The 19,378-nt window shown below is 39.0% G+C and carries 18 protein-coding genes; 3 read left to right on the top strand and 15 right to left on the bottom strand.

Going from position 1 to position 19,378, the window contains the following annotated elements:
• Positions 1–76: 76 nt before the first annotated feature.
• The 12 genes from hslO to AB2Q86_RS01165 form a co-directional block, all read right to left on the bottom strand.
• On the bottom strand, positions 77–961 hold the full coding sequence (gene hslO / locus AB2Q86_RS01220; RefSeq protein ID WP_003725747.1) for an Hsp33 family molecular chaperone HslO: 885 nt from the start codon (positions 959–961) through the stop codon (positions 77–79).
• Between the two features lie 15 nt (positions 962–976).
• Positions 977–1,756, bottom strand: coding sequence for a type III pantothenate kinase (locus AB2Q86_RS01215; RefSeq protein ID WP_003725746.1), 780 nt, complete (start codon positions 1,754–1,756; stop codon positions 977–979).
• A gap of 115 nt (positions 1,757–1,871) precedes the next feature.
• Positions 1,872–3,944 (bottom strand): ATP-dependent zinc metalloprotease FtsH, encoded by a 2,073-nt coding sequence (gene ftsH, locus AB2Q86_RS01210; protein WP_003740198.1) that lies wholly within the window; start codon positions 3,942–3,944, stop codon positions 1,872–1,874.
• Positions 3,945–4,290: 346 nt separating this feature from the next.
• On the bottom strand, positions 4,291–6,237 hold the full coding sequence (locus AB2Q86_RS01205; RefSeq protein ID WP_012582084.1) for a bifunctional tRNA lysidine(34) synthetase TilS/hypoxanthine phosphoribosyltransferase HprT: 1,947 nt from the start codon (positions 6,235–6,237) through the stop codon (positions 4,291–4,293).
• Positions 6,238–6,343: 106 nt separating this feature from the next.
• Positions 6,344–6,772, bottom strand: a complete 429-nt coding sequence (locus AB2Q86_RS01200; RefSeq protein ID WP_003723740.1) for a S1 domain-containing RNA-binding protein — start codon at positions 6,770–6,772, stop codon at positions 6,344–6,346.
• A gap of 150 nt (positions 6,773–6,922) precedes the next feature.
• Positions 6,923–7,309 carry a septum formation initiator family protein gene (locus tag AB2Q86_RS01195; RefSeq protein WP_003730472.1) on the bottom strand — a complete coding sequence of 129 codons (387 nt, stop codon included), beginning with the start codon at positions 7,307–7,309 and terminating at the stop codon, positions 6,923–6,925.
• A 228-nt stretch (positions 7,310–7,537) separates the two neighbouring features.
• Positions 7,538–7,804, bottom strand: coding sequence for an RNA-binding S4 domain-containing protein (locus AB2Q86_RS01190; protein WP_003740380.1), 267 nt, complete (start codon positions 7,802–7,804; stop codon positions 7,538–7,540).
• Between the two features lie 35 nt (positions 7,805–7,839).
• Positions 7,840–9,429 carry a polysaccharide biosynthesis protein gene (locus tag AB2Q86_RS01185; protein WP_012582085.1) on the bottom strand — a complete coding sequence of 530 codons (1,590 nt, stop codon included), beginning with the start codon at positions 9,427–9,429 and terminating at the stop codon, positions 7,840–7,842.
• Positions 9,430–9,460: 31 nt separating this feature from the next.
• The gene (gene mfd, locus AB2Q86_RS01180; RefSeq protein WP_012582086.1) at positions 9,461–13,000 is read right to left on the bottom strand and encodes a transcription-repair coupling factor; all 3,540 of its coding nucleotides are present in this window, start codon (positions 12,998–13,000) and stop codon (positions 9,461–9,463) included.
• Between the two features lie 114 nt (positions 13,001–13,114).
• A complete protein-coding gene (pth, locus tag AB2Q86_RS01175; RefSeq protein WP_012582087.1) occupies positions 13,115–13,675 on the bottom strand; it encodes an aminoacyl-tRNA hydrolase in 561 nt (186 codons plus the stop codon).
• Between the two features lie 106 nt (positions 13,676–13,781).
• Complete coding sequence (locus AB2Q86_RS01170; protein ID WP_012582088.1) at positions 13,782–14,366, bottom strand: GNAT family N-acetyltransferase; 585 nt, start codon at positions 14,364–14,366, stop codon at positions 13,782–13,784.
• Positions 14,367–14,454: 88 nt separating this feature from the next.
• Positions 14,455–15,078, bottom strand: a complete 624-nt coding sequence (locus AB2Q86_RS01165) for a 50S ribosomal protein L25/general stress protein Ctc (RefSeq protein WP_003722740.1) — start codon at positions 15,076–15,078, stop codon at positions 14,455–14,457.
• A gap of 293 nt (positions 15,079–15,371) precedes the next feature.
• Here AB2Q86_RS01165 and AB2Q86_RS01160 point away from each other — a divergent pair, with 293 nt between their 5' ends.
• The 3 genes from AB2Q86_RS01160 (at position 15,372) to AB2Q86_RS01150 (ending at position 17,462) form a co-directional block, all read left to right on the top strand.
• The gene (locus AB2Q86_RS01160; protein WP_119721745.1) at positions 15,372–16,313 is read left to right on the top strand and encodes an L-lactate dehydrogenase; all 942 of its coding nucleotides are present in this window, start codon (positions 15,372–15,374) and stop codon (positions 16,311–16,313) included.
• A 76-nt stretch (positions 16,314–16,389) separates the two neighbouring features.
• On the top strand, positions 16,390–17,064 hold the full coding sequence (locus tag AB2Q86_RS01155) for a DNA alkylation repair protein (RefSeq protein WP_012582090.1): 675 nt from the start codon (positions 16,390–16,392) through the stop codon (positions 17,062–17,064).
• A gap of 65 nt (positions 17,065–17,129) precedes the next feature.
• A complete protein-coding gene (locus AB2Q86_RS01150) occupies positions 17,130–17,462 on the top strand; it encodes a putative heavy metal-binding protein (protein ID WP_003725735.1) in 333 nt (110 codons plus the stop codon).
• Between the two features lie 50 nt (positions 17,463–17,512).
• Here AB2Q86_RS01150 and AB2Q86_RS01145 read toward each other — a convergent pair whose 3' ends face one another.
• The 3 genes from AB2Q86_RS01145 to plcB all read right to left on the bottom strand — a co-directional run bounded on the left by AB2Q86_RS01145 (position 17,513) and on the right by plcB (position 19,368).
• Positions 17,513–17,968, bottom strand: coding sequence for a YehR family lipoprotein (locus tag AB2Q86_RS01145; RefSeq protein WP_003730479.1), 456 nt, complete (start codon positions 17,966–17,968; stop codon positions 17,513–17,515).
• Between the two features lie 135 nt (positions 17,969–18,103).
• Positions 18,104–18,427, bottom strand: coding sequence for a DUF5502 family protein (locus tag AB2Q86_RS01140; protein WP_014588994.1), 324 nt, complete (start codon positions 18,425–18,427; stop codon positions 18,104–18,106).
• 71 nt (positions 18,428–18,498) lie between these two features.
• Positions 18,499–19,368 carry a phosphatidylcholine phospholipase C gene (plcB, locus tag AB2Q86_RS01135; protein WP_014588993.1) on the bottom strand — a complete coding sequence of 290 codons (870 nt, stop codon included), beginning with the start codon at positions 19,366–19,368 and terminating at the stop codon, positions 18,499–18,501.
• Positions 19,369–19,378: the final 10 nt, after the last annotated feature.

Here is a 19,378-nt window from a genome sequence, read left to right as displayed (position 1 = left end):
TTTAATTAATTCCGACCTGTTTTGTCAAGTTTAACCTCTTTTAAAAAGGAGCAACCAATTAGGCGCTCCTTTTTCTTTATTTTGCTTCTTCGTATAGTTTTTCTAATTCTTCTTCTGAAAAATCGTAAGTGTTACGACAAAAATGACATTCTGCTTCTGCGCCGTGATCTTCTTCTATCATCGAGCGTATTTCTTCTTTTCCAAGTGAAATTATTGCACTACCAAAACGTTCTTTGGAGCAGTTACATTCAAAGGAAACGGGGATTTTTTCTAAGATTTGTAGTTTATCTTCGCCGCCTGCAAGTTTAGCTAGAATCGATTCAGGAGTTTCGCCCGCTTCAATCATTCTAGAAACTGTTGGTAGAGCCGTCAGATTTTTTTCGATTTCATCAATGATTTCATCTGTCGCACCAGGAAGTAATTGTAACATGAAACCGCCAGCTGCTTCGATTGTATCATCTGGGTTAACAAGTACTCCTACACCAACGGAGGAATTGATTTGTTCAGATGTTGCTAGGTAATACGTGAAATCTTCACCAATTTCACCTGAAACAATTGGTGTTTGTCCGGTGAAATTTTCGCCAAAGCCTAAATCTTTTACAACGGAAAGCATTCCGGATGTTCCAACGCCACGGCGGACGTCTAGTTTTCCAGCTTCATTTAGTTCGCTGAAGTGAACGTGTGGATTTGTTACGTATCCTCTGATTTGACCTTGCGCGTTACTATCAGCTACGATTGGACCGATTGGACCATCGCCTTCGATTTTTACAGTTATTTTTTGGTCTTCTTTTTGCATTGCTCCAAGGAAAAGTGTCCCTGTCATCGTTCTACCAAGTGCGGCGGATGAGACGGACCATGTATCATGTCTTCTTTGCGCTTCTTTGATTGTTTCGGTTGTTACTGCTGCATATACACGCGCCATGCCATCGTAGGCTAACGCTTTAACTAAATAATCACTCATTATATAAAACTCCTTTTATTTTTCTGTAGTTGGTTTGTTTCTTCTATATAGAAGTTCTAGACCTTTTAATGTTAAAAATGGATCTAAAATATCTACTGCAGAAGATTTTTCTGTTATCATCCGAGCGAGCCCGCCTGTTGCAACTACTACTGGGCTTGCGTTGGATTGTTTTTTGATTTCTGCGATAATCCCTTCGCATTGGCCGACGAAGCCATAAAAGATGCCCGCTTGCATGGATGCCACGGTGGATTTGCCAATGATTTGGTTTGATTCAGCAATATCTACGCGTGGTAGTTTAGCAGCGCGGTTGTATAGGGCTTCGGTCGAAATCATAATCCCTGGAGCAATGGCACCACCTTGGTATACGCCTGATTCATCGATATAGCAAAATGTGGTTGCAGTGCCAAAATCGACTACGATAACCGGGGTACCGTATTCTTCTGATGCTGCTACGGCGTTTACGATTCGATCAGATCCGATTTCGCGAGGGTTATCGACTTTGAGATTTAAGCCGGTTTTTATTCCTGGACCAACGATTAATGGTCGGATATTAAAATAGCGTACGCACATTGTTTCCATTGCGTGCATAATCGGTGGAACGACGGACGAAATAATAATTCCTTGAATATCAGAAGGAGTTAAATTCGCATAAGAAAAAAAGTTCAAGACTGTCATTCCTAATTCATCGGATGTGCGGTGACGATCTGTTGTCATGCGCCAATGTTTTAGAAGTTTTTGTTTTTCATAAACCCCGACAGTACAGTTAGTATTTCCAACGTCTATTACAAGTATCATAAGTTTAAATACCGTCCTTTAGAAGATTTTTCTAACGTATCATAACATGTTTTATAGGAAAATCCGAATAATATAGCTTCAAAAAAGAGACTGGGAAAGCCCAGCCTCTTTGATTTTATTCGTCTTTTTTATCGTTTGGTGTTTGCTCAATGTTCGGAGCATCTTCCGAAGTTACTTCTTTTGGCTCTTCTTTTGTTTCTTCGACTTTTTCTTCTTTCAAGTCTTCTTTTTCTTCTTCAAAAGATTTACCTACTGGTTCTTCGTCTTTTTCGGAAGGATATTCTGCTTCTACGTCAATCGTATCGATATCTGGAGGCATTACACCGTCATCAAATAGGGAACGAATTTGGCGAGCATCTAATGTTTCTACTTTTAGTAATGTTTCCGCGATAAGTTTATGTTGCTCTTGGTGTTCTGTAATGATTGTTTTAGCGCGGTCATAACAGTAGCGGATTAAGCTTTGAACTTCTGTGTCAATTTCGTAAGCGATTTTATCGGAATATCCTTTGTCGCTACCGAAATCGCGGCCCATAAATACTTGACCGTTACCAGAAGTGAATTGAAGTGGTCCAATCTTGTCACTCATACCCCATTCAGTTACCATGCGGCGAGCAAGTTCGGTTGCACGTTCAAAGTCATTACTTGCACCAGTTGTTACTTCACCAAAAGTAACTTCTTCGGCTACGCGTCCACCAAGTAAACCAGTGATACGGTCCATTAACTCAGCTTTCGTCATTAGGAAGCGATCTTCTTTTGGTAACATTACGGCATAACCACCAGCTTGTCCACGAGGAACAATGGTAACTTTATGCACAACTTCCGCTTCATCAAGTACCATTCCGACGATAACGTGACCGCCTTCATGATATGCGACTGTGCGGCGTTCTTTTTCAGAGATAACTCGATTTTTCTTAGCTGGTCCGGCAATTACGCGGTCACTAGCTTCATCGAGGTCACTCATATCTATTTCTTTCTTATCGGAACGAGCGGCAACAAGTGCTGCTTCATTCAGTAAGTTTTCTAAATCGGCACCAGAGAATCCCGGTGTACGTTGAGCGATTGCTTTTAAATCAACACTTTTAGCAAGTGGTTTGTTACGAGCATGAACACGAAGTACTGCTTCACGGCCTTTTACGTCTGGACGATCAACCATAATTTGACGGTCAAAACGGCCTGGACGAAGAAGTGCTGGGTCAAGTACGTCTGCACGGTTAGTTGCTGCAATAATGATGATACCTTCATTGCCGCCGAAACCATCCATTTCAACTAGTAATTGGTTTAGGGTTTGTTCACGTTCATCGTGACCGCCGCCCATTCCAGCTCCACGTTGACGACCAACTGCATCAATTTCATCGATGAAAATGATACATGGTGCATTTTTCTTCGCATTTTCGAATAAGTCGCGGACACGGCTTGCACCGACACCGACAAACATTTCTACAAAGTCTGAACCTGAGATAGAGAAGAATGGCACGCCTGCTTCACCGGCAACTGCACGAGCTAGCAAGGTTTTACCAGTACCCGGAGGACCTACTAAAAGGACACCTTTCGGAATACGAGCGCCAAGGTCCGCAAATTTGCGCGGATCTTTTAGGAATTCTACTACTTCAACAAGTTCTTGTTTTTCCTCGTCTGCTCCAGCTACATCTGTGAAGCGAACTTTCTTCTTGTCGTCGTTGTAAAGTTTGGCTTTACTTTTACCAAAGCTCATTACTTTACCACCGCCGCCACCTTGAGACTGGCTCATTAGGAAGAAGAAGAGGATGAAGATAATTACAAAAGGTACAATAGAAGTTAGGAATGTCACCCAACCGCTGTTTTGTTTGGCAGGTACTATTGTTGTTTTCACGTCTTCTTTATCAAGCGTTTTTTGCAAATCGCCTAGTGAAGTATCGCTGTTTAAAGCGTATGTTGTGAAAGCAGTGCTGCTTGTTTTACTTTGGCCAAGACCGGTTTTTTTATCGTCGGAGCTTTTATCGCTTGATTTAAATTCTCCTTCGATTGTATAAACACTACGGTCAGGCTGTATTGATACGGATTTAACTTTACCATCTTCTAACTTACTCACAAATTCTGAATAGCTAATATCTTTGGCTGCCTCTTTGTTTGAGTTAAATGAAGCAACAATCCCGATAATAACAAGGAATATTATGACATAAAATATCGCATTTCTAAAAAACCTGTTCATTCCTTACCTCCTCCCACGCAAGAGCTTGGATTCTTACTTTCTCTGGACTTTTACCCCTTTAAAAGTTGTTTTTGACTAATAGCAGATTTAGAAATAATGTTTCTTCCCCTGATTATTAAAAAAACATATCCGTTTCGCTTTTCTCTTACGAAGTTATTCTATTATTAATATAGATTTTTTAATATTTATTGATACTATTTTCACCTTCGAAAACTAAGACTAATGATAGCATACCGAATCTCGATTGCCCACTATTTTGCATGTTTGGCATGAATTTTTTGTTTTCGTTTTCTGAAAAGCTATCTATTACATTTTAACAAAATATAGTTCTGTTTGTTAATTAATTTCACTCGCTGTAAATTTCTGGTTTTAAAATGCCAATATATGGTAGGTTGCGGTAACGTTCTGCATAATCCAAACCATATCCAACGACGAATTCATTTGGTACGACAAAGCCTACATAATCCGCTTCAATTTCTACATTACGTCCAGCTGGTTTATCAAGTAAAGTAACCAACTTAACTGATTTTGCTTTGCGGTATTTGATTAGGTCTACTAGATAACTAAGTGTACGCCCGCTATCAATGATATCTTCAATAACAAGTACATCGCGACCTTCTACTGATGCATTAAGGTCTTTAATGATTTTTACCTCACCCGATGATACGGTACCATTTCCATAACTGGATACGTCCATGAAGTCCATTTCTAAGTATGTGTCTACTCTTTTAAGTAAATCAGTCATAAAAGGAGTTGCACCTTTTAATACCCCAACTACTAATGGGTTACGTCCTTCATATTCTGTTGTTAACTCACGACCTAGTTCACGAATTTTCTCTTGTAATTCGTCCTCAGATATCAGCACTTTCTGAATATCATTATGCATGCTCTCGTTTCCTCCTATATTTCGAGTGTACCTAATAATGTATTGCTTTTTGCTGCGACTAAATTCTCGGTCATATGCAGACTTCTTCACACCAGGAACCCAAAGGATTTTCCCAGTATAGTCTGTTATCACGGGCAGTTGGTCGCGTTCTTGCCTTGGTATTTTGGCATCGATGAAAATATCTTTAAGTTTCTTACTACCTGCTTGTCCTTTCATCGTCATTCTGTCACCGTTCACACGGTTTCGAACAATTAAAGGAAGTGTTATTTCTTCAGCATCCAGTAGCATTCCATTTAGCCCATTTGTTTGAACAACGGAACTTTTTAACTTTAAACGGATGCTCGATTTACTATCTAATTCAATGCGGTCGTTCAGTTCTAATTGATGATAAAACTCAGAAGGAGCTTCTCTTTCTCCAAATTGAAAATGGAGTTTATTGTATGCTCTGTTTGCAATGAGTTTATTTGGTAAGTCAATTGAACTAGACGGATTGTCGCTTTGAATCATTTGGATAATCTGATATATGTGATTTACCGTAATAAAACTGGTATCTTCATTGTACAGATATCTCAATAGTAAATGAATTGCGCGGCGTTGTAAAGGATTCGCTTCATTTTTAAAGCTAGTAAGTAAAAGTGTTGTCTGTTTGCCGTTTTTGATGAGGTTTTTCTTCAATAAATCACTTGCAAGAGCCTCCAAAAATTGAAAGTCTTCGCTTGTTTCTTCTGAGAATCTTTCAAAATGCGCGTAGACGGATGGATTTTCTTGCTTTAAAAATGGCAAAAGTTGCGCCCGGTAACGGTTTCTTGTGTATTCTTGACTAGTATTTGATTCATCGATTTCGTATGCTAATTCGTGTTTCTGGGCGTAGGCAATAATTTCTGCTTTTGTAATTGGTAAAAAGGGGCGTATCGCATATCCTCCTTTTACCTCGCGTTTTGGTTGGATGCCTGACCAGCCGATACTAGCACTACCACGAACTAGCCGCATTAAAATGGTTTCGATTTGGTCATCTGCATGGTGTGCGAGCGCTAGTTTGTTGATGTTTTTCTCAGCCATTACTTTCTCAAAGAAATCATACCTGACAATGCGCGCTGTTTCCTCGATACCTTTTTGCAAACTCTCAGCTCGACTTTTTATGTCTACTTCTTCTATGTAAAAAGGAATGCCATGCCTCTCGCAAAAAGTTTCGACGACGTTTTGTTCATTCGCTGCATTTTCTCTTAAATGGTGATTTAAATGCGCGACGGAAATTGCTTCTTTTGGGACTAAATCTGAATTCCATAAAAAATGCAGTAACGCCAAAGAATCCGGACCGCCAGAAACTGCCACAAGCAATTTATCATCGGATCGGATTAAATCATGTTTCTCGATATACTTATGTACTCGTTTTTCGGTGTCATCCATTCAAGAAAACCTTCCTTCAAAATTCGGCTCTCACATTTTTTATTAAAAAGTGCACCGTATTAATGATCCAATACGGTGCATCTACTTTACAATTAATTTTAGCGTATTAGCCGCGTTTTGCTCCTCGGCCGCCACGTTTAGATTCTGTTTGACGTTTGATAGTAGTTAGTCTTTCATCACTATCTTTCAAGAATTTAGACATTATATCTTCAAAGCTCTCGGCTGGTTTTACATAGTTCCCAGCGGGTTTTTTGTTGTATTTCGGCTTACGATCGTAACTTTTCTCTGGACGGTCCGGACGATCTACTGCTTTACGAATGGACAGACCAATCTTACCATCATCACCAATATTCATTACTTTGACAGTAACTTCATCCCCTACAGTTAAGATGTCATTAATGTCTTTAACATAGTTATCTGCAACCTCACTAATATGAACTAAGCCTGTTTTGCCACCTTCTAGCTCCACAAATGCTCCAAAATTAGTAATCCCAGTAACTTTCCCTTGTAACTTGTTGCCTACTTCGATCGACATAAAAAAATGCGTCCTCCTTAAAATATCACTCTATTGCTTAATTATAGCTATAATAAAAAGAGTGTCAAACAGTCAAACTTACAAACTCCAAAAATACTCAACTATATTTTCCCTTTGATTTACCATGGAGAATGACGGCTCGGCTCTGACTTACTCTTTTTGTTTCGAATTCTCTTCAGGAATATTAAAAATAATTTCTCCATCTTTGGATAAATAATATTCACTTCTTGCTAGCTTAGCTATGTAATCATCATTATGCAGTTTCTTGATTTGCTCGTTTAGTGCTTCTTCTTCATCTTTCATTGCAACCATTTTCTTATCTACTTGCACTTGCTTCGCTTTCTTCTCTTTGAGTGTTAATGCTTGTTTGGTGTACGTAATGGTTAGTAGTCCACCCACAACAACAAAGATAATAGCCATAAAAGCAAGTCTACGGAACAGGGCAATGCGGCGACGACTACGAGTTTTTTTCATTGTTGCGGTATCTTTTATGTAGCGATTTTCTATTCTCGCCACTTTTGATTCGGCTTTTTTCATACATCGTCCCTCCCATGTTCTTATTTGCTTATTGGCTGTGATTTTCGGTAGAGAAAAAAACGTTTCTTGCTTAAAATGATATCAATAAATCAGGCATTTGTCTATTGGAATCCGCTAATTTTATGATATTTTTCTTGACTTTTTGACAAAAAATTGTTTGTGGGGTTTTAGGCTAAATAAAAAATCGTTTGAAATCGGCTAAACAATGCCATTTCAAACGATTTCGCTTTATCTGCTTTCGTCTGTGCGTTCTTCTTTAATAATCGTGTACATTTCTGTTGCTTGTTCTTTTTTCGCATTTTCTTCTAGGCGTTCAATTTTCGCTGTAACGATTTTAGGACCGAAACGAATAACTAATTCATCTCCAGATTTTACATTAGTTCCTGGCTTTGCAGTTACTCCATTTACAGCAATACGCCCTTTTTCTGCTACTTCTTTTGCTACTGTACGTCTTTTAATTAAACGAGATACTTTTAAATATTTATCTAATCGCATAGTTGTTGCCATTTTATCCACCTACTTTATATTAATTATTTCCGTGCAACAAGTTTACTAAGTGCTAGTAATTTGGAGCCAAACGGAAGGAACACAAAATCTTTTGGACCGAGCAGTTTGTATCTTAGTGCAAAAACAAGGAAGATTCCACCGCCAATTACGGCGCTGACTATCGCTTGGAACGCGCTGCCAAGCCTTGTATCTAGTGGAGCTAACCATTCAAATAAACACGGAAATACGGCCATTAGCGCTAAAGCAGCAAGTAATCGTAGCAGCATCGCCTTTTCAACGAATGGGACGCGTATTGTTTGTTTTAAGGAAACATAACAAATGATAAGAATTACAAGCAAGCCAATACATGTCGAAACGGATGCACCAACTGTCGCAAACTTTGGAATAAGAATGCCTCCCGTTATCCATTTTACAATAAGTCCAATACCAACGCCAACTGCGGGTACAGCGATTTTTCCGAAGCCTTGTAAGATGCTGCTTAACATGATGATTAGCGAACTGAGGAAAACTGCTGGCATAAATAATTGTAAGACGAATGTGCCGTCTGGTGTTTGGAAGAGCATCTGGTTTAGCGGGCGCATAATGACGATAAGTCCAACTGTTTCCGCCCCTGCCAAAATGAGCGTAATCTTAATCGCCAATAGCACGGAGCGTTTTAGTTCTTTTTGTTGACCTTGAACTCGTGCGGCGGTGATCATTGGAACGAGCGCGAGCGCAAGTCCGGTTGAGATAACTAGACCTAATTGTAAGATTGGCTGCCCGCGGTCGTATATTCCTTTTAGCGTTTTGGCGATGAAATCAGGGATTCCCGACTCACTCATTAAACGATAGACTTGAAAGGAATCGACTAATTGGAACAAAATTAGCATCGAGCTAACGACACAAATCGCAACACTTTGCCGCAAGAACGCGCGACCAATACCTATTTTTTCTTCTTTACTCGCAAATACGGCTGGTTGAATTCCTTCCCCAAGTGATACCTTTTTATTGTAAAAATGGCGCAAAATAAAGATTCCTGCAACTCCACCGAAAAAAGCACCGCTCATTGCCATCGAGCCTGCATCATATAAATCTAGACTGAAATGAAGTGCAAGTCCTGCGCCAATTAAAATAATTGCTACTCGGATAATTTGTTCAACTGTTTGCGAGATTGCGGTTGGAACCATGTCTCCTTCTCCTTGAAAAAAGCCCCTCATAAACGCAAGCTGCGGCATAAGCAGAAAAACGAAACTAATGACGCGAATCAATTCAGACAAAGCTGGATCACCCATCATCATCGCAATCACGTTGGCAAACAGGAATAAAAAGACAAAGATGGCAATGCTGACAATCCGCAGCATCCTTGAAACAGCACGCATAATTATTTGCTGGCGCCGTACATCACCCTCTGCTTCTGCTAACATTTTGGAAATAACAACCGGAAACCCGCCAAGCGCAAGTGTCATTGCAATTCCGTATATTGGATACACTTGTTGAAAAATATAGAATCCTACATCGCCCACCATATTTTGAAAAGGTACTCGGTAAACTGCGCTAAGTATTTTAGAAATAAGCGAGGCCGCGGTTAGCCATGCCGCTCCTTTCATTAATCGCTTCATGGAACGTTCTGACACTCCGCCACCTCCTTTCTCCTTCAATAACTTATCAATTTTCTGTAGATGCTTTTTCTTTCATAGCTCCACGAAGTTTTTCAGCCAAACTTTTGACTTGATATAACCATTCTTTTAAAGGTTTATTTTGGACATTTATCGTGATTTTCAGTTGTGTACCTTCCATACCTACGCCGACCATTCGGCCAAATTCGCCAATGATTTGCATGACGATATCTCCGCGAATGCCTGCTGTTCCACTTTCCGAAAATAGCATGGTGATTTTATTTTGTTCTTGTTTGACGGACTCAATACCAACTTCGAGCGCATGGACTTTGAGTTCTGTCATTGTGAATAGATATTCTACTTCTTCTGGATATTCACCAAAACGGTCAATCATATCGCTTTGTAAATCTTCGAGTTCGCTTAACGTTTCAATATTGCGGAAGCGTTTGTACATCTCGATTTTTTGGCGGCCGTCTGTAATGTAATATTCCGGAATATAGGCATCAGCTTGAATATCAATTTCAACAGGGACGATTTGTTTTTGTTCTTCTTTTGGTTTTTTCGCCTCGATTGCTTCTTTGAGCATTTGCGAGTAGAGATCAAACCCAACTGAATCGATAAAGCCATGTTGTTGCGCTCCGAGGATATTACCGGCACCACGAATAGATAAGTCGCGCATCGCTATTTTGAAGCCTGAACCTAATTCAGTGAATTCTTTAATAGCCGATAAGCGTTTCTCCGCTTCCTCACGCAATATTTTATCTTTTTGATACATGAAGTAAGCGTAGGCAATTCTGTTCCAACGTCCTACCCGACCGCGTAGCTGATAAAGCTGTGAGAGACCCATCCGGTCGGCATCTTGAACGAATAGTGTATTAACGTTTGGAATATCTACGCCGGTTTCAATGATGGTCGTCGTTACAAGCACATCAAATTCACCTTCAAGGAAACTCAAAATAACAGCTTCTAATTCCGATTCGCCCATTTGACCATGCGCAGTCGCCACCCGAGCATCAGGAACCATCGCAGAAATTTCATCTGCTTTTTGTGTAATAGATTCCACTCGGTTGTATAAATAATAAACTTGTCCATCGCGCGCTAGTTCACGCTCAATAGCTTCCCGAACTAAAACATTATTTTGCTCCGCCACGTATGTTTGAACTGGAAAACGATTCGCTGGTGGAGTTTCGATGACAGAAAGATCACGAACGCCGAGCATAGACATGTGTAGAGTTCTTGGAATCGGTGTTGCAGTAAGTGTTAGTACGTCTATTTTGGAACGCATTTGTTTGATTTTTTCTTTATGAGTTACGCCGAATCGTTGTTCTTCGTCGACAATTAATAAGCCTAAATCTTGATACTCCACATCTTTTGATAATAAACGATGGGTACCGACAACAACGTCCACTGTGCCATTTTTCATGCCCTTTAATGTTTCTGTTTGTTGTTTCTTCGTGCGAAAACGGCTTAAAAGTCCAATTTCTATCGGGAAACCTTGGAATCGTTCTTTCATTGTTTCAAAATGTTGTTGCGCTAAAATGGTGGTCGGAACTAAGAAAGCGACTTGCTTGCCATCCATAATCGCTTTGAAAGCAGCTCGTAAGGCCACTTCGGTTTTTCCGTAACCAACATCTCCAACCAATAGGCGATCCATTGGGCGCGGTCGTTCCATATCTTTTTTGATTTCTGAAATCGAGCGGAGTTGGTCTTCGGTTTCTTGATACGGGAAAGCTTCTTCAAATTCGCGCTGCATTTCATCATCCGCACTAAACGCATAGCCTTTTTCAGCTTCACGTTCGGCGTATAGTTTGATTAAATCGTCTGCGATATCTTGGACGGAAGCTTGTACTTTCTTCTTCACTCGCTTCCATTCAGCGCCACCAAGTTTGTTTAATCTTGGTGATTTACCTTCTGCACCAACATATTTTTGAACTAAATCAAGTTGGTCAACGGGGATAAATAGTTTATCTTCGCCTTGGTAAACAAGTAGCAAATAATCTTTATGCACGCCATTGATATCTAACGTTTCCATGCCTACGTACCGAGCAATACCGTGGTTAACGTGAACCACATAGTCGCCCACTTTTAATTCAGAGTAACTTTGAATTCGTTCTGCATTCGAAAGTTTTTGGCGCTTTTTCACTTTTTTAATCTTTTTATTAAAGAGTTCGGTTTCACTAATAATCGCTACTTTAGCAAGCGGAAGTTCAAAACCGTTCTGGAAAGTTCCGATGACAAATTGAACCATTCCATATTTTGGAACATCCGATTCTTTTTTCAAAATCGTGCTTTCCATGTCATAGTCAGCTAAAGTTTGTTGCATTTTTTCGGCACGCTCTACGTTTGGCGCTAATATAACAACCGCATAATTGTTCTTGTGCCAGCTTTCTAGTTCGGTTTTCAACACGTTCATCTGACCGTGAAATTGTTGCATTTGTTTATAGACAATGTTGGTCGTTTTCGAGACGCGCATGCTCGCCATTTGTTTTTGGAAAAGGGATAAGTAAATTTTCGGCGAGTGATTTGCTTCTAATAGCTTTTTAAAAGAATGACTTACTTGCACGTCGCGAACCGTTTCCATTCGACTTAACGTTTCCGTTTGCCACTCCGCTTCTTCCCGCTCCAAGCTTTCTTCCGTTTCTAAAATTCGCCCAAATTCATCAAGCAAAATTGCCGTGTTTTTTGGTAAATAGTCAAAAAGGGAGGCTGGATCAGGATAAGCCAGACCGATATATTTAAAGAACATATCCGGTTTCACGCCAGAACGAAGCATTTCAAGGTCTTCTTCTAAATTTTCAACGAGCGCTTGTTTATCCTCGTTTTCTTTCAATTCATTTAAAGTATGTGTCATTTTCTTTTCTAAGCGTTTGACGATATCTGGGTAATAGCTTTGATCTAAAATGATTTCTGTTGCAGGTAGTAAACGGAATTCTTCCACACGTGTTGTCGAGCGCTGCGTTTCCACATCAAAGAAACGAAGAGAATCTACTTCGGTGTCAAAAAGTTCTATTCTAATTGGAAATTCTTCTGTAATTGGATAAATGTCAATAATCCCGCCGCGAACACTGAATTCTCCCGGCGTATTTACCATTCCACTCATTGTGTAACCCATTGTCACTAGTTTTTGGCGTAGTACATCTGGATCAATTTCTTCGCCCTCTACAATGGATATATTGAAATGTTTCCAAAGCGAAACTGGTGGAAGCATTTTTCTGAGACCAGCAACTGGCACAATGACAATTCCCGGTTTTCCAGATAGTAAGAAATCGAGCGCTTCCACGCGTTGACCGCGAAGTTCCGGGCTAGAGATACTCAACTCAGAAGAAATCAGTTCATCTGCTGGATATAAAAATAGTCGATCGACATCCATTAAAGAAAGTAAATCATCATATAATTTTTGCGCATGGTATAAATTGTGCGTAACAAATACAACTGGACGCTTTGACGCGCCTTCTACCACACTTGCAAATAGCGCACGAGAAGAACCTGTGAGCCCAGTGACAAGTTGCGCTTTTTCTTTTTCATCCAGCGCATTTAAAACCGCTCGGATATCTTTTTGTTCATATATTAATTGTTGTAATCCTTTCAAGGGAAAACAGCTCCTTTTTGTCAGAAAATTCATTCTATGTAACGCGAGAGTAAATCAAGCGTCCGAAGAAAGACCGAAATACGTGGCAAAAAGATTGCCACGCGTCGTCATTGTCTATTTTTGATTGTATTTGTTCATAACTTCTATAAATGGCGTTTGCGCATAGTCTTCAATAGCATCTGCGCTTTTTTGAATTGCTGCAATAATATCAGGTTGTTCTGCTTTAGGAAAATCTCCCAAGACATAATGAATAACTTCTCCTTTTAAAGGACGGCTAACACCAACACGAATGCGATTAAACTCTTGTGTTTTAACGTGTTGAATAATTGATTTCATTCCATTATGTCCGCCAGCACTACCCTTTTGGCGTAATCTAATTTTCCCAACTGGTAAATCGAGATCATCATACACAATCACGACATCTTCAATTGGTATGTTGTAGTAATCCATGAGTGGACGAATGCATTCACCTGAAGCGTTCATAAAAGTGAGCGGTTTAACTAAAATCATTTTTTCACCGCCGACGATAATTTCGCTTGTCATACCATTAAATTTTGATTTCTTCCAAGGGGTTTGATGACGAAAACTTAGCTCGTCAACTACCATAAAACCGACATTATGCCGGGTACGTTCGTATTTTTTGCCCGGGTTTCCGAGTCCTGCGATTAATTTCATAAAAGCTTCTCCTTACATGAACGAAACCACTTCACGAATGAACTGGTTTTTGTTTCGATGTTTTTTTGATTATAACATGGATTTCACTTGGTTGAAAGTTTTCCAACTAGGCTTGGTGTTCGGCAATTTTATTTTCGATAATTTGCCAGGCCGCTTCCTTTTCCTCTTGAAAGTTGACTGTTCTCCAATTTTTCGGCGTTTTTCCGACGTATTTTTCAAAACCGAATTTCTGATATAAATAGATAGCTTGATAGCTTCCTGTTTGCGTAGTTAAATAGACAAAATCATTTTTATTTAAGCCGAGAATTTTGGATAATAAGGCTTTCGCGATACCTTTCCCACCGTGTGAATCAAGGACTGCAACCCAGTGAATCCGGCTTTCCATTTCGCCGAATGTATTTCCGTCCCAAAGCATAGCCGTTCCAATAATTTCACCATTTGGCGCCTCTACAAAGACGCAGCGCTTGGCTAATTTTTCTTTTTCATTTCCAAATTCTGTTTCAAAACGAGCGCGAATGCTATCCATTGACGGTACTTGACCAGTTTCTAGTTGTAATCTACACCAGTCTTCTTCCAAACCATCTTTATAAAAGCAAAAAGAATATCCCTCAGGTAAATGAAACTCCGGATAATTTGTCGCATCGTGATTAACCATAATAGCAGAAATGTGTGGCACTGACTTATCAAGCATATAAACGCCTCCTTCTCGAAACCATTATAACAAAAAAATGGAAGATATCGCAAACAAATGCGAATCTTCCATCCTTATTTATTCAAAATTATTCAACAGGCTCTTCATCTTTACCATGTACAGCTTCTGGTTCAGGTGCTTCCGTAGTCGTTGGTTCTTCTTCCGCACGTGGAGCAGATACAGTTACTACTGTTTCTTCTTCCTCCGCTTGCACGACATAGTCTTTGTTTTCCGGAAGGTCGTTCGTTGTCAAAACATCACCGATTTCTAATGAAGAAATGTCTAATTCAATTGTTTCTGGTAATTTTTCTGGTGTTGCTGAAACTTTTACATCATGGATAATTTGTTGAAGTACACCGCCAGCTTTAACGCCAGGAGCATCGCCAACTAATACCACACGAACATCTGTCTCAACTTCTTCATTCATATCAACAGCTAGTAAATCAACGTGTACTAATACGTCTTTTAAAGGATCTACTTGATATTCATGTAATAAAACGTTCAATTTTTTGCCGTCTACAGTAACTGAAAATACGGCGTTACGACCATTGTCACGAACTGCTTTGATTAATTCCAAAGAATCAACGGAAACTGGAACATTTTCCGATTTGTAACCATAAATAATTCCAGGCACTTTTCCTTCACTACGCAATCTCGTTACTTCTGAATGTTGCGTTGTTTCTCTTTTCTGGACCTCTAATGTTGTTGCCATAAAAAATCACTCCACTCATTCAATTTTGGTACATCTACATTATATCTACCCTTTAGAAAAATAGCAAAACAAAGAAATAGCCTAATTTTGATTTGTAAGGTTTATAATTCTCAATAAAAGGTAAACAGAAAATAGGGGCTATTCGCTAATGTGGACGCTTCCAAACTGTACTATAGCGTTTTCACAAATTTATTATAACAACTTTTTTAAATTCAGGACGTTCAATGCTTCGCAAATGAAAAATTCATGTTATACTGTACTAGTAAATAGATTTTTTATAGGAGGAATTCGAAATGAAAGATCATCAAAAAATTATTTTAGTTGGCGACGGAGCAGTTGGTTCTAGTTACGCATTTGCTTGTGTAAACTTAAGCATTGGACAAGAATTTGGTATCATTGACATAGATAAAGACAGAACAATTGGAGACGCAATGGATTTAAGCCATGCCGTTCCATTTTCCACACCGAAGAAAATCTACTCAGCAAATTATAGCGATTGCCACGATGCAGATTTAGTTGTTGTAACAGCTGGAACTGCACAAAAACCTGGCGAAACTCGTTTGGACTTAGTAAACCGCAATATCAAAATCATGAAAGGTATCGTGGATGAAGTTATGGCAAGTGGGTTTGACGGTATTTTCCTAATCGCATCTAACCCGGTAGATATTTTAACTTACGCTACATGGAAATTTTCAGGTCTTCCAAAAGAACGCGTTATCGGTTCTGGAACAAGCCTTGATACCGCACGTTTCCGTATGTCGATTGCAGACTATCTAAAAGTAGATGCTCGTAACGTCCATGGTTACATCTTAGGAGAACACGGCGACACAGAATTCCCAGCATGGAACCATACAACAGTCGGCGGCCTTCCAATCACTGAATGGATTACTGAAGATGAACAAGGTGCAATGGATACTATTTTCGTAAGTGTTCGTGATGCAGCTTATGAAATCATTAATAAAAAAGGCGCTACATTCTACGGCGTTGCTGCAGCTCTTGCTCGTATTACAAAAGCAATTCTAAATAACGAAAATGCGATTTTACCACTTTCCGTTTATTTAGATGGTCATTATGGTATGAACGACATTTATATCGGCGCACCAGCAGTTGTTAACCGTCAAGGCGTTCGCCATATTGTTGAAATGAATTTGAATGAAAAAGAAAAAGAACAAATGAAAAACTCTGCGGATACTCTTAAAAAAGTGCTAGATGACGCAATGAAACAAGTAGACTAATATTCTCAAACCCTAAAAGCATGCGATTTTGCATGCTTTTTTGTTATACTTAATTTATTCGAGAGGAGGTCCGAGTATGATTACTTTTGACGAACTTAATGCCGAACTACAAGCTTTAGAAAATCCCAATACAATTAAAATTTTCCGTAATCACGGTTGCCCGGAAACATTAGAGCTTTATGGTCTGAAAATTGGTGATTTAAAGAAAATTATTCGCCGAGAGAAACTAAAGAAAAACCACGAACTCGCCATAGAGCTGATTGAATCAAATAACAGTGATTTGATTTATCTCGGTTTACTTGCAATCGATCCAAACAAAATAACCATCGAACAAATCGAAAAATGGAATGTCGCTTTCCGAGAAACTTGGTCACAACTAACTTTCGGACTCGCATCAGTTGTAAGCAAACGTGATGATGCACTCCTTTTCGCTAAAAAGTGGATTGAAAGTGATTATGATTTAACTAAATCCATGGGCTGGCAGATTTATAGCGAGCATATTAACGATTTACCCGAAGCAGAGACATTACTTCAACGCGCGAAAGACACGCTGCAAACAGAAACCAACAGAACCCGCTATTCAATGAACGGTTTTATTATCACTTGCGGAATTTACAAAGACGATTTGCACGAAAAAGCGATGGAAGCTGCGAAATCAGTCGGGAAAGTTCATGTAAACCTTGGAAATACAGCTTGTAAAGTTCCAGACGCCATTTCTTATATAGAAAAAGCGCGAAATCGTACGAAATAACCGGATATCCTTTGACTAGAAAAAGTACTAAGAGGTATGATAAAAGAAAACTGGAGGGATAAATAATGATAGTTACAACCTCACCAAATATTGAAGGCAAACAAATTATTGAGTATAAAAAAATCGTTTTCGGCGAAGTCATCACTGGCGTTAACTTTATGAAAGATATTGGGGCTGGGCTTCGAAATTTCTTCGGGGGCCGTTCGCAAGGCTATGAAGATGAACTTATTAACGCTCGCGAGGAAGCAATTCGCGAAATGGAACAACGCGCAAAAGATATTGGCGCAAACGCCGTTATTGGCGTTGATATTGATTATGAAGTGCTCGGAGCTGATAACGGGATGCTGATGGTTACTGCATCTGGTACAGCTGTTGTTATTGAAGCGCAGGATTATTAAATAAAAAGAAGTATCCAACTGAATGGATACTTCTTTTTATTACAAACTTATTATTTATTTTCTTTATAACCTTGGGATTCTAGCAATTTTGCAGATTCTTTCATACTAATGCCCTTGGAAGCATCACCACTAGCCATACCTGGGATTTTATTCATGTCTTCTGAAGCAATTTTAGTGTAATCTACTTCGATTGTTTCAATTGCTTTGTCATCTTTATATTCAATTTTCTCTTTTAATCCGTCAATATTTTGAAACTTATCACTTGTTTCTTTAAGCAGTTTTTCAGCATCTTCTTTTGAACTAACGCTTAGTGCAGTATATGACATTGTGTTTTCAGCTGTTTGCTTTGTGACTTTGTCTCCTTTATAAGTGTATACCAATTTAGATTCTACACCGTTTTGAGAAAGCGTGAATGTTCTTGTTTCTTCTTTACCTCCACAAGCTACTAACATCATAGCCATAACCATTACAAATAAAACCGCTGTACCCTTTTTAAGCATTTTCATAGATGTTCCTCCTAGGTTGTTTTTTTAACTATTCAAGGGTACCTAACAAACCGCACTATTACAATAGACATTTTGTGAACATTTGCTCACAATACTTTTTTTACTGACACGGAAAAGTCACAACTAATCATAACTTTACTCTTCGTTTGCAACCCCTTTTTCATCATCTAAAATTACAATGAAAATGGACTTATCAGCTACTTTTGGCTCGTGTTCATTCGAAATTCCAGCTATATTACCCCTTTCCTCAAACAAATTCTTTTTTATAGAGAAAAAATGAATTTTTTGATTAGTATTTTTTATTTTGCAACTTCCAAGACACTCAATCTCCTTTGCATCACTTAAATTAAAGGGTTCCTCTTTCCATACGCTCATTTTTATTATCAGCAATATTAATACGGAACATAAAGCGATTACAAACATTACAAAGAAAAAGATTAACCTCCCTTTTATATACATTTGGCTTACTTCCTCCCCATAAAATATATCCACTCGCTAACGAGTGGATAAGAATGCATTCCTAAATATTGTTATTCATTTGTTTTTTTAGACCAAAACTCTAAAAAACCTGCCAAAGTTTGCTGTGAATCTCTTAGTCTAGCTCCAGTAGGTTCCACTGTATCCTTTTTCCATTCTGAATTTCCTACTAAGTACGATTTTTTAGTTTTCGCATTGACTATTTTCGGGTAGTCCGCTTTCGCCCTTTTCGCATTTTCATAAAGCCAGTCTTTCACGTCATCTGAGCAAAATCTTTTTACTACCATGTCTTCTGTTGCTTGATAATTGTGTTTAATGGTATCTACGTAATTTTCATATGCACAGTGGTAGCCTGGCGGGTATGATATTGCGGTAAAATTATTGGCGTGCATAGGTTGACTAATATCCGTATAATAATGGATTGCTAGGCCTAATTTATAAAATGCTGTGTCAAATTTCCCTTCTCGGTAATCAGCCACCGATTGATTGAAATATTTAGCTCCTGTTATTTTCGCATTAGCAAATCCCGGCAAATAAGTATTATCTTTATCAGGATTATAAAAATGAGATAAAAACGTACTAGTATCATAATATGGATTCTTATGATCTGCATCATATATTCCTTGAGCAATTTGTTTATCGAAATTTTTAAGTTCATTCATTAAATTAGCTCGCATATGATCTACATCTTTAGCTAATATCTTTTCCGCTTGTTTAAAAAGCCAATAGTGTGTATTTACGTCAGTATTTGTCGGGTTATCCGCGGACCAACTAAGTTTATGTGGTAATTTGCTGTCGATATCATGCGGAGCTGCCGGGGGCTTTAGATATTCATCACAACAGGCACTTGCTTTTATCGTTACAGGAAAGACTAGAACACTTGCGGTCAAGCACATACCTAGAACCACTTTTTTGAACTTCACATCACTCACC

It is taken from the genome of Listeria monocytogenes, assembly GCF_041765605.1.
Taxonomy (GTDB): Bacteria; Bacillota; Bacilli; order Lactobacillales; family Listeriaceae; genus Listeria; species Listeria monocytogenes_D.
This window is presented reverse-complemented; position numbering and strand designations above follow the sequence as displayed.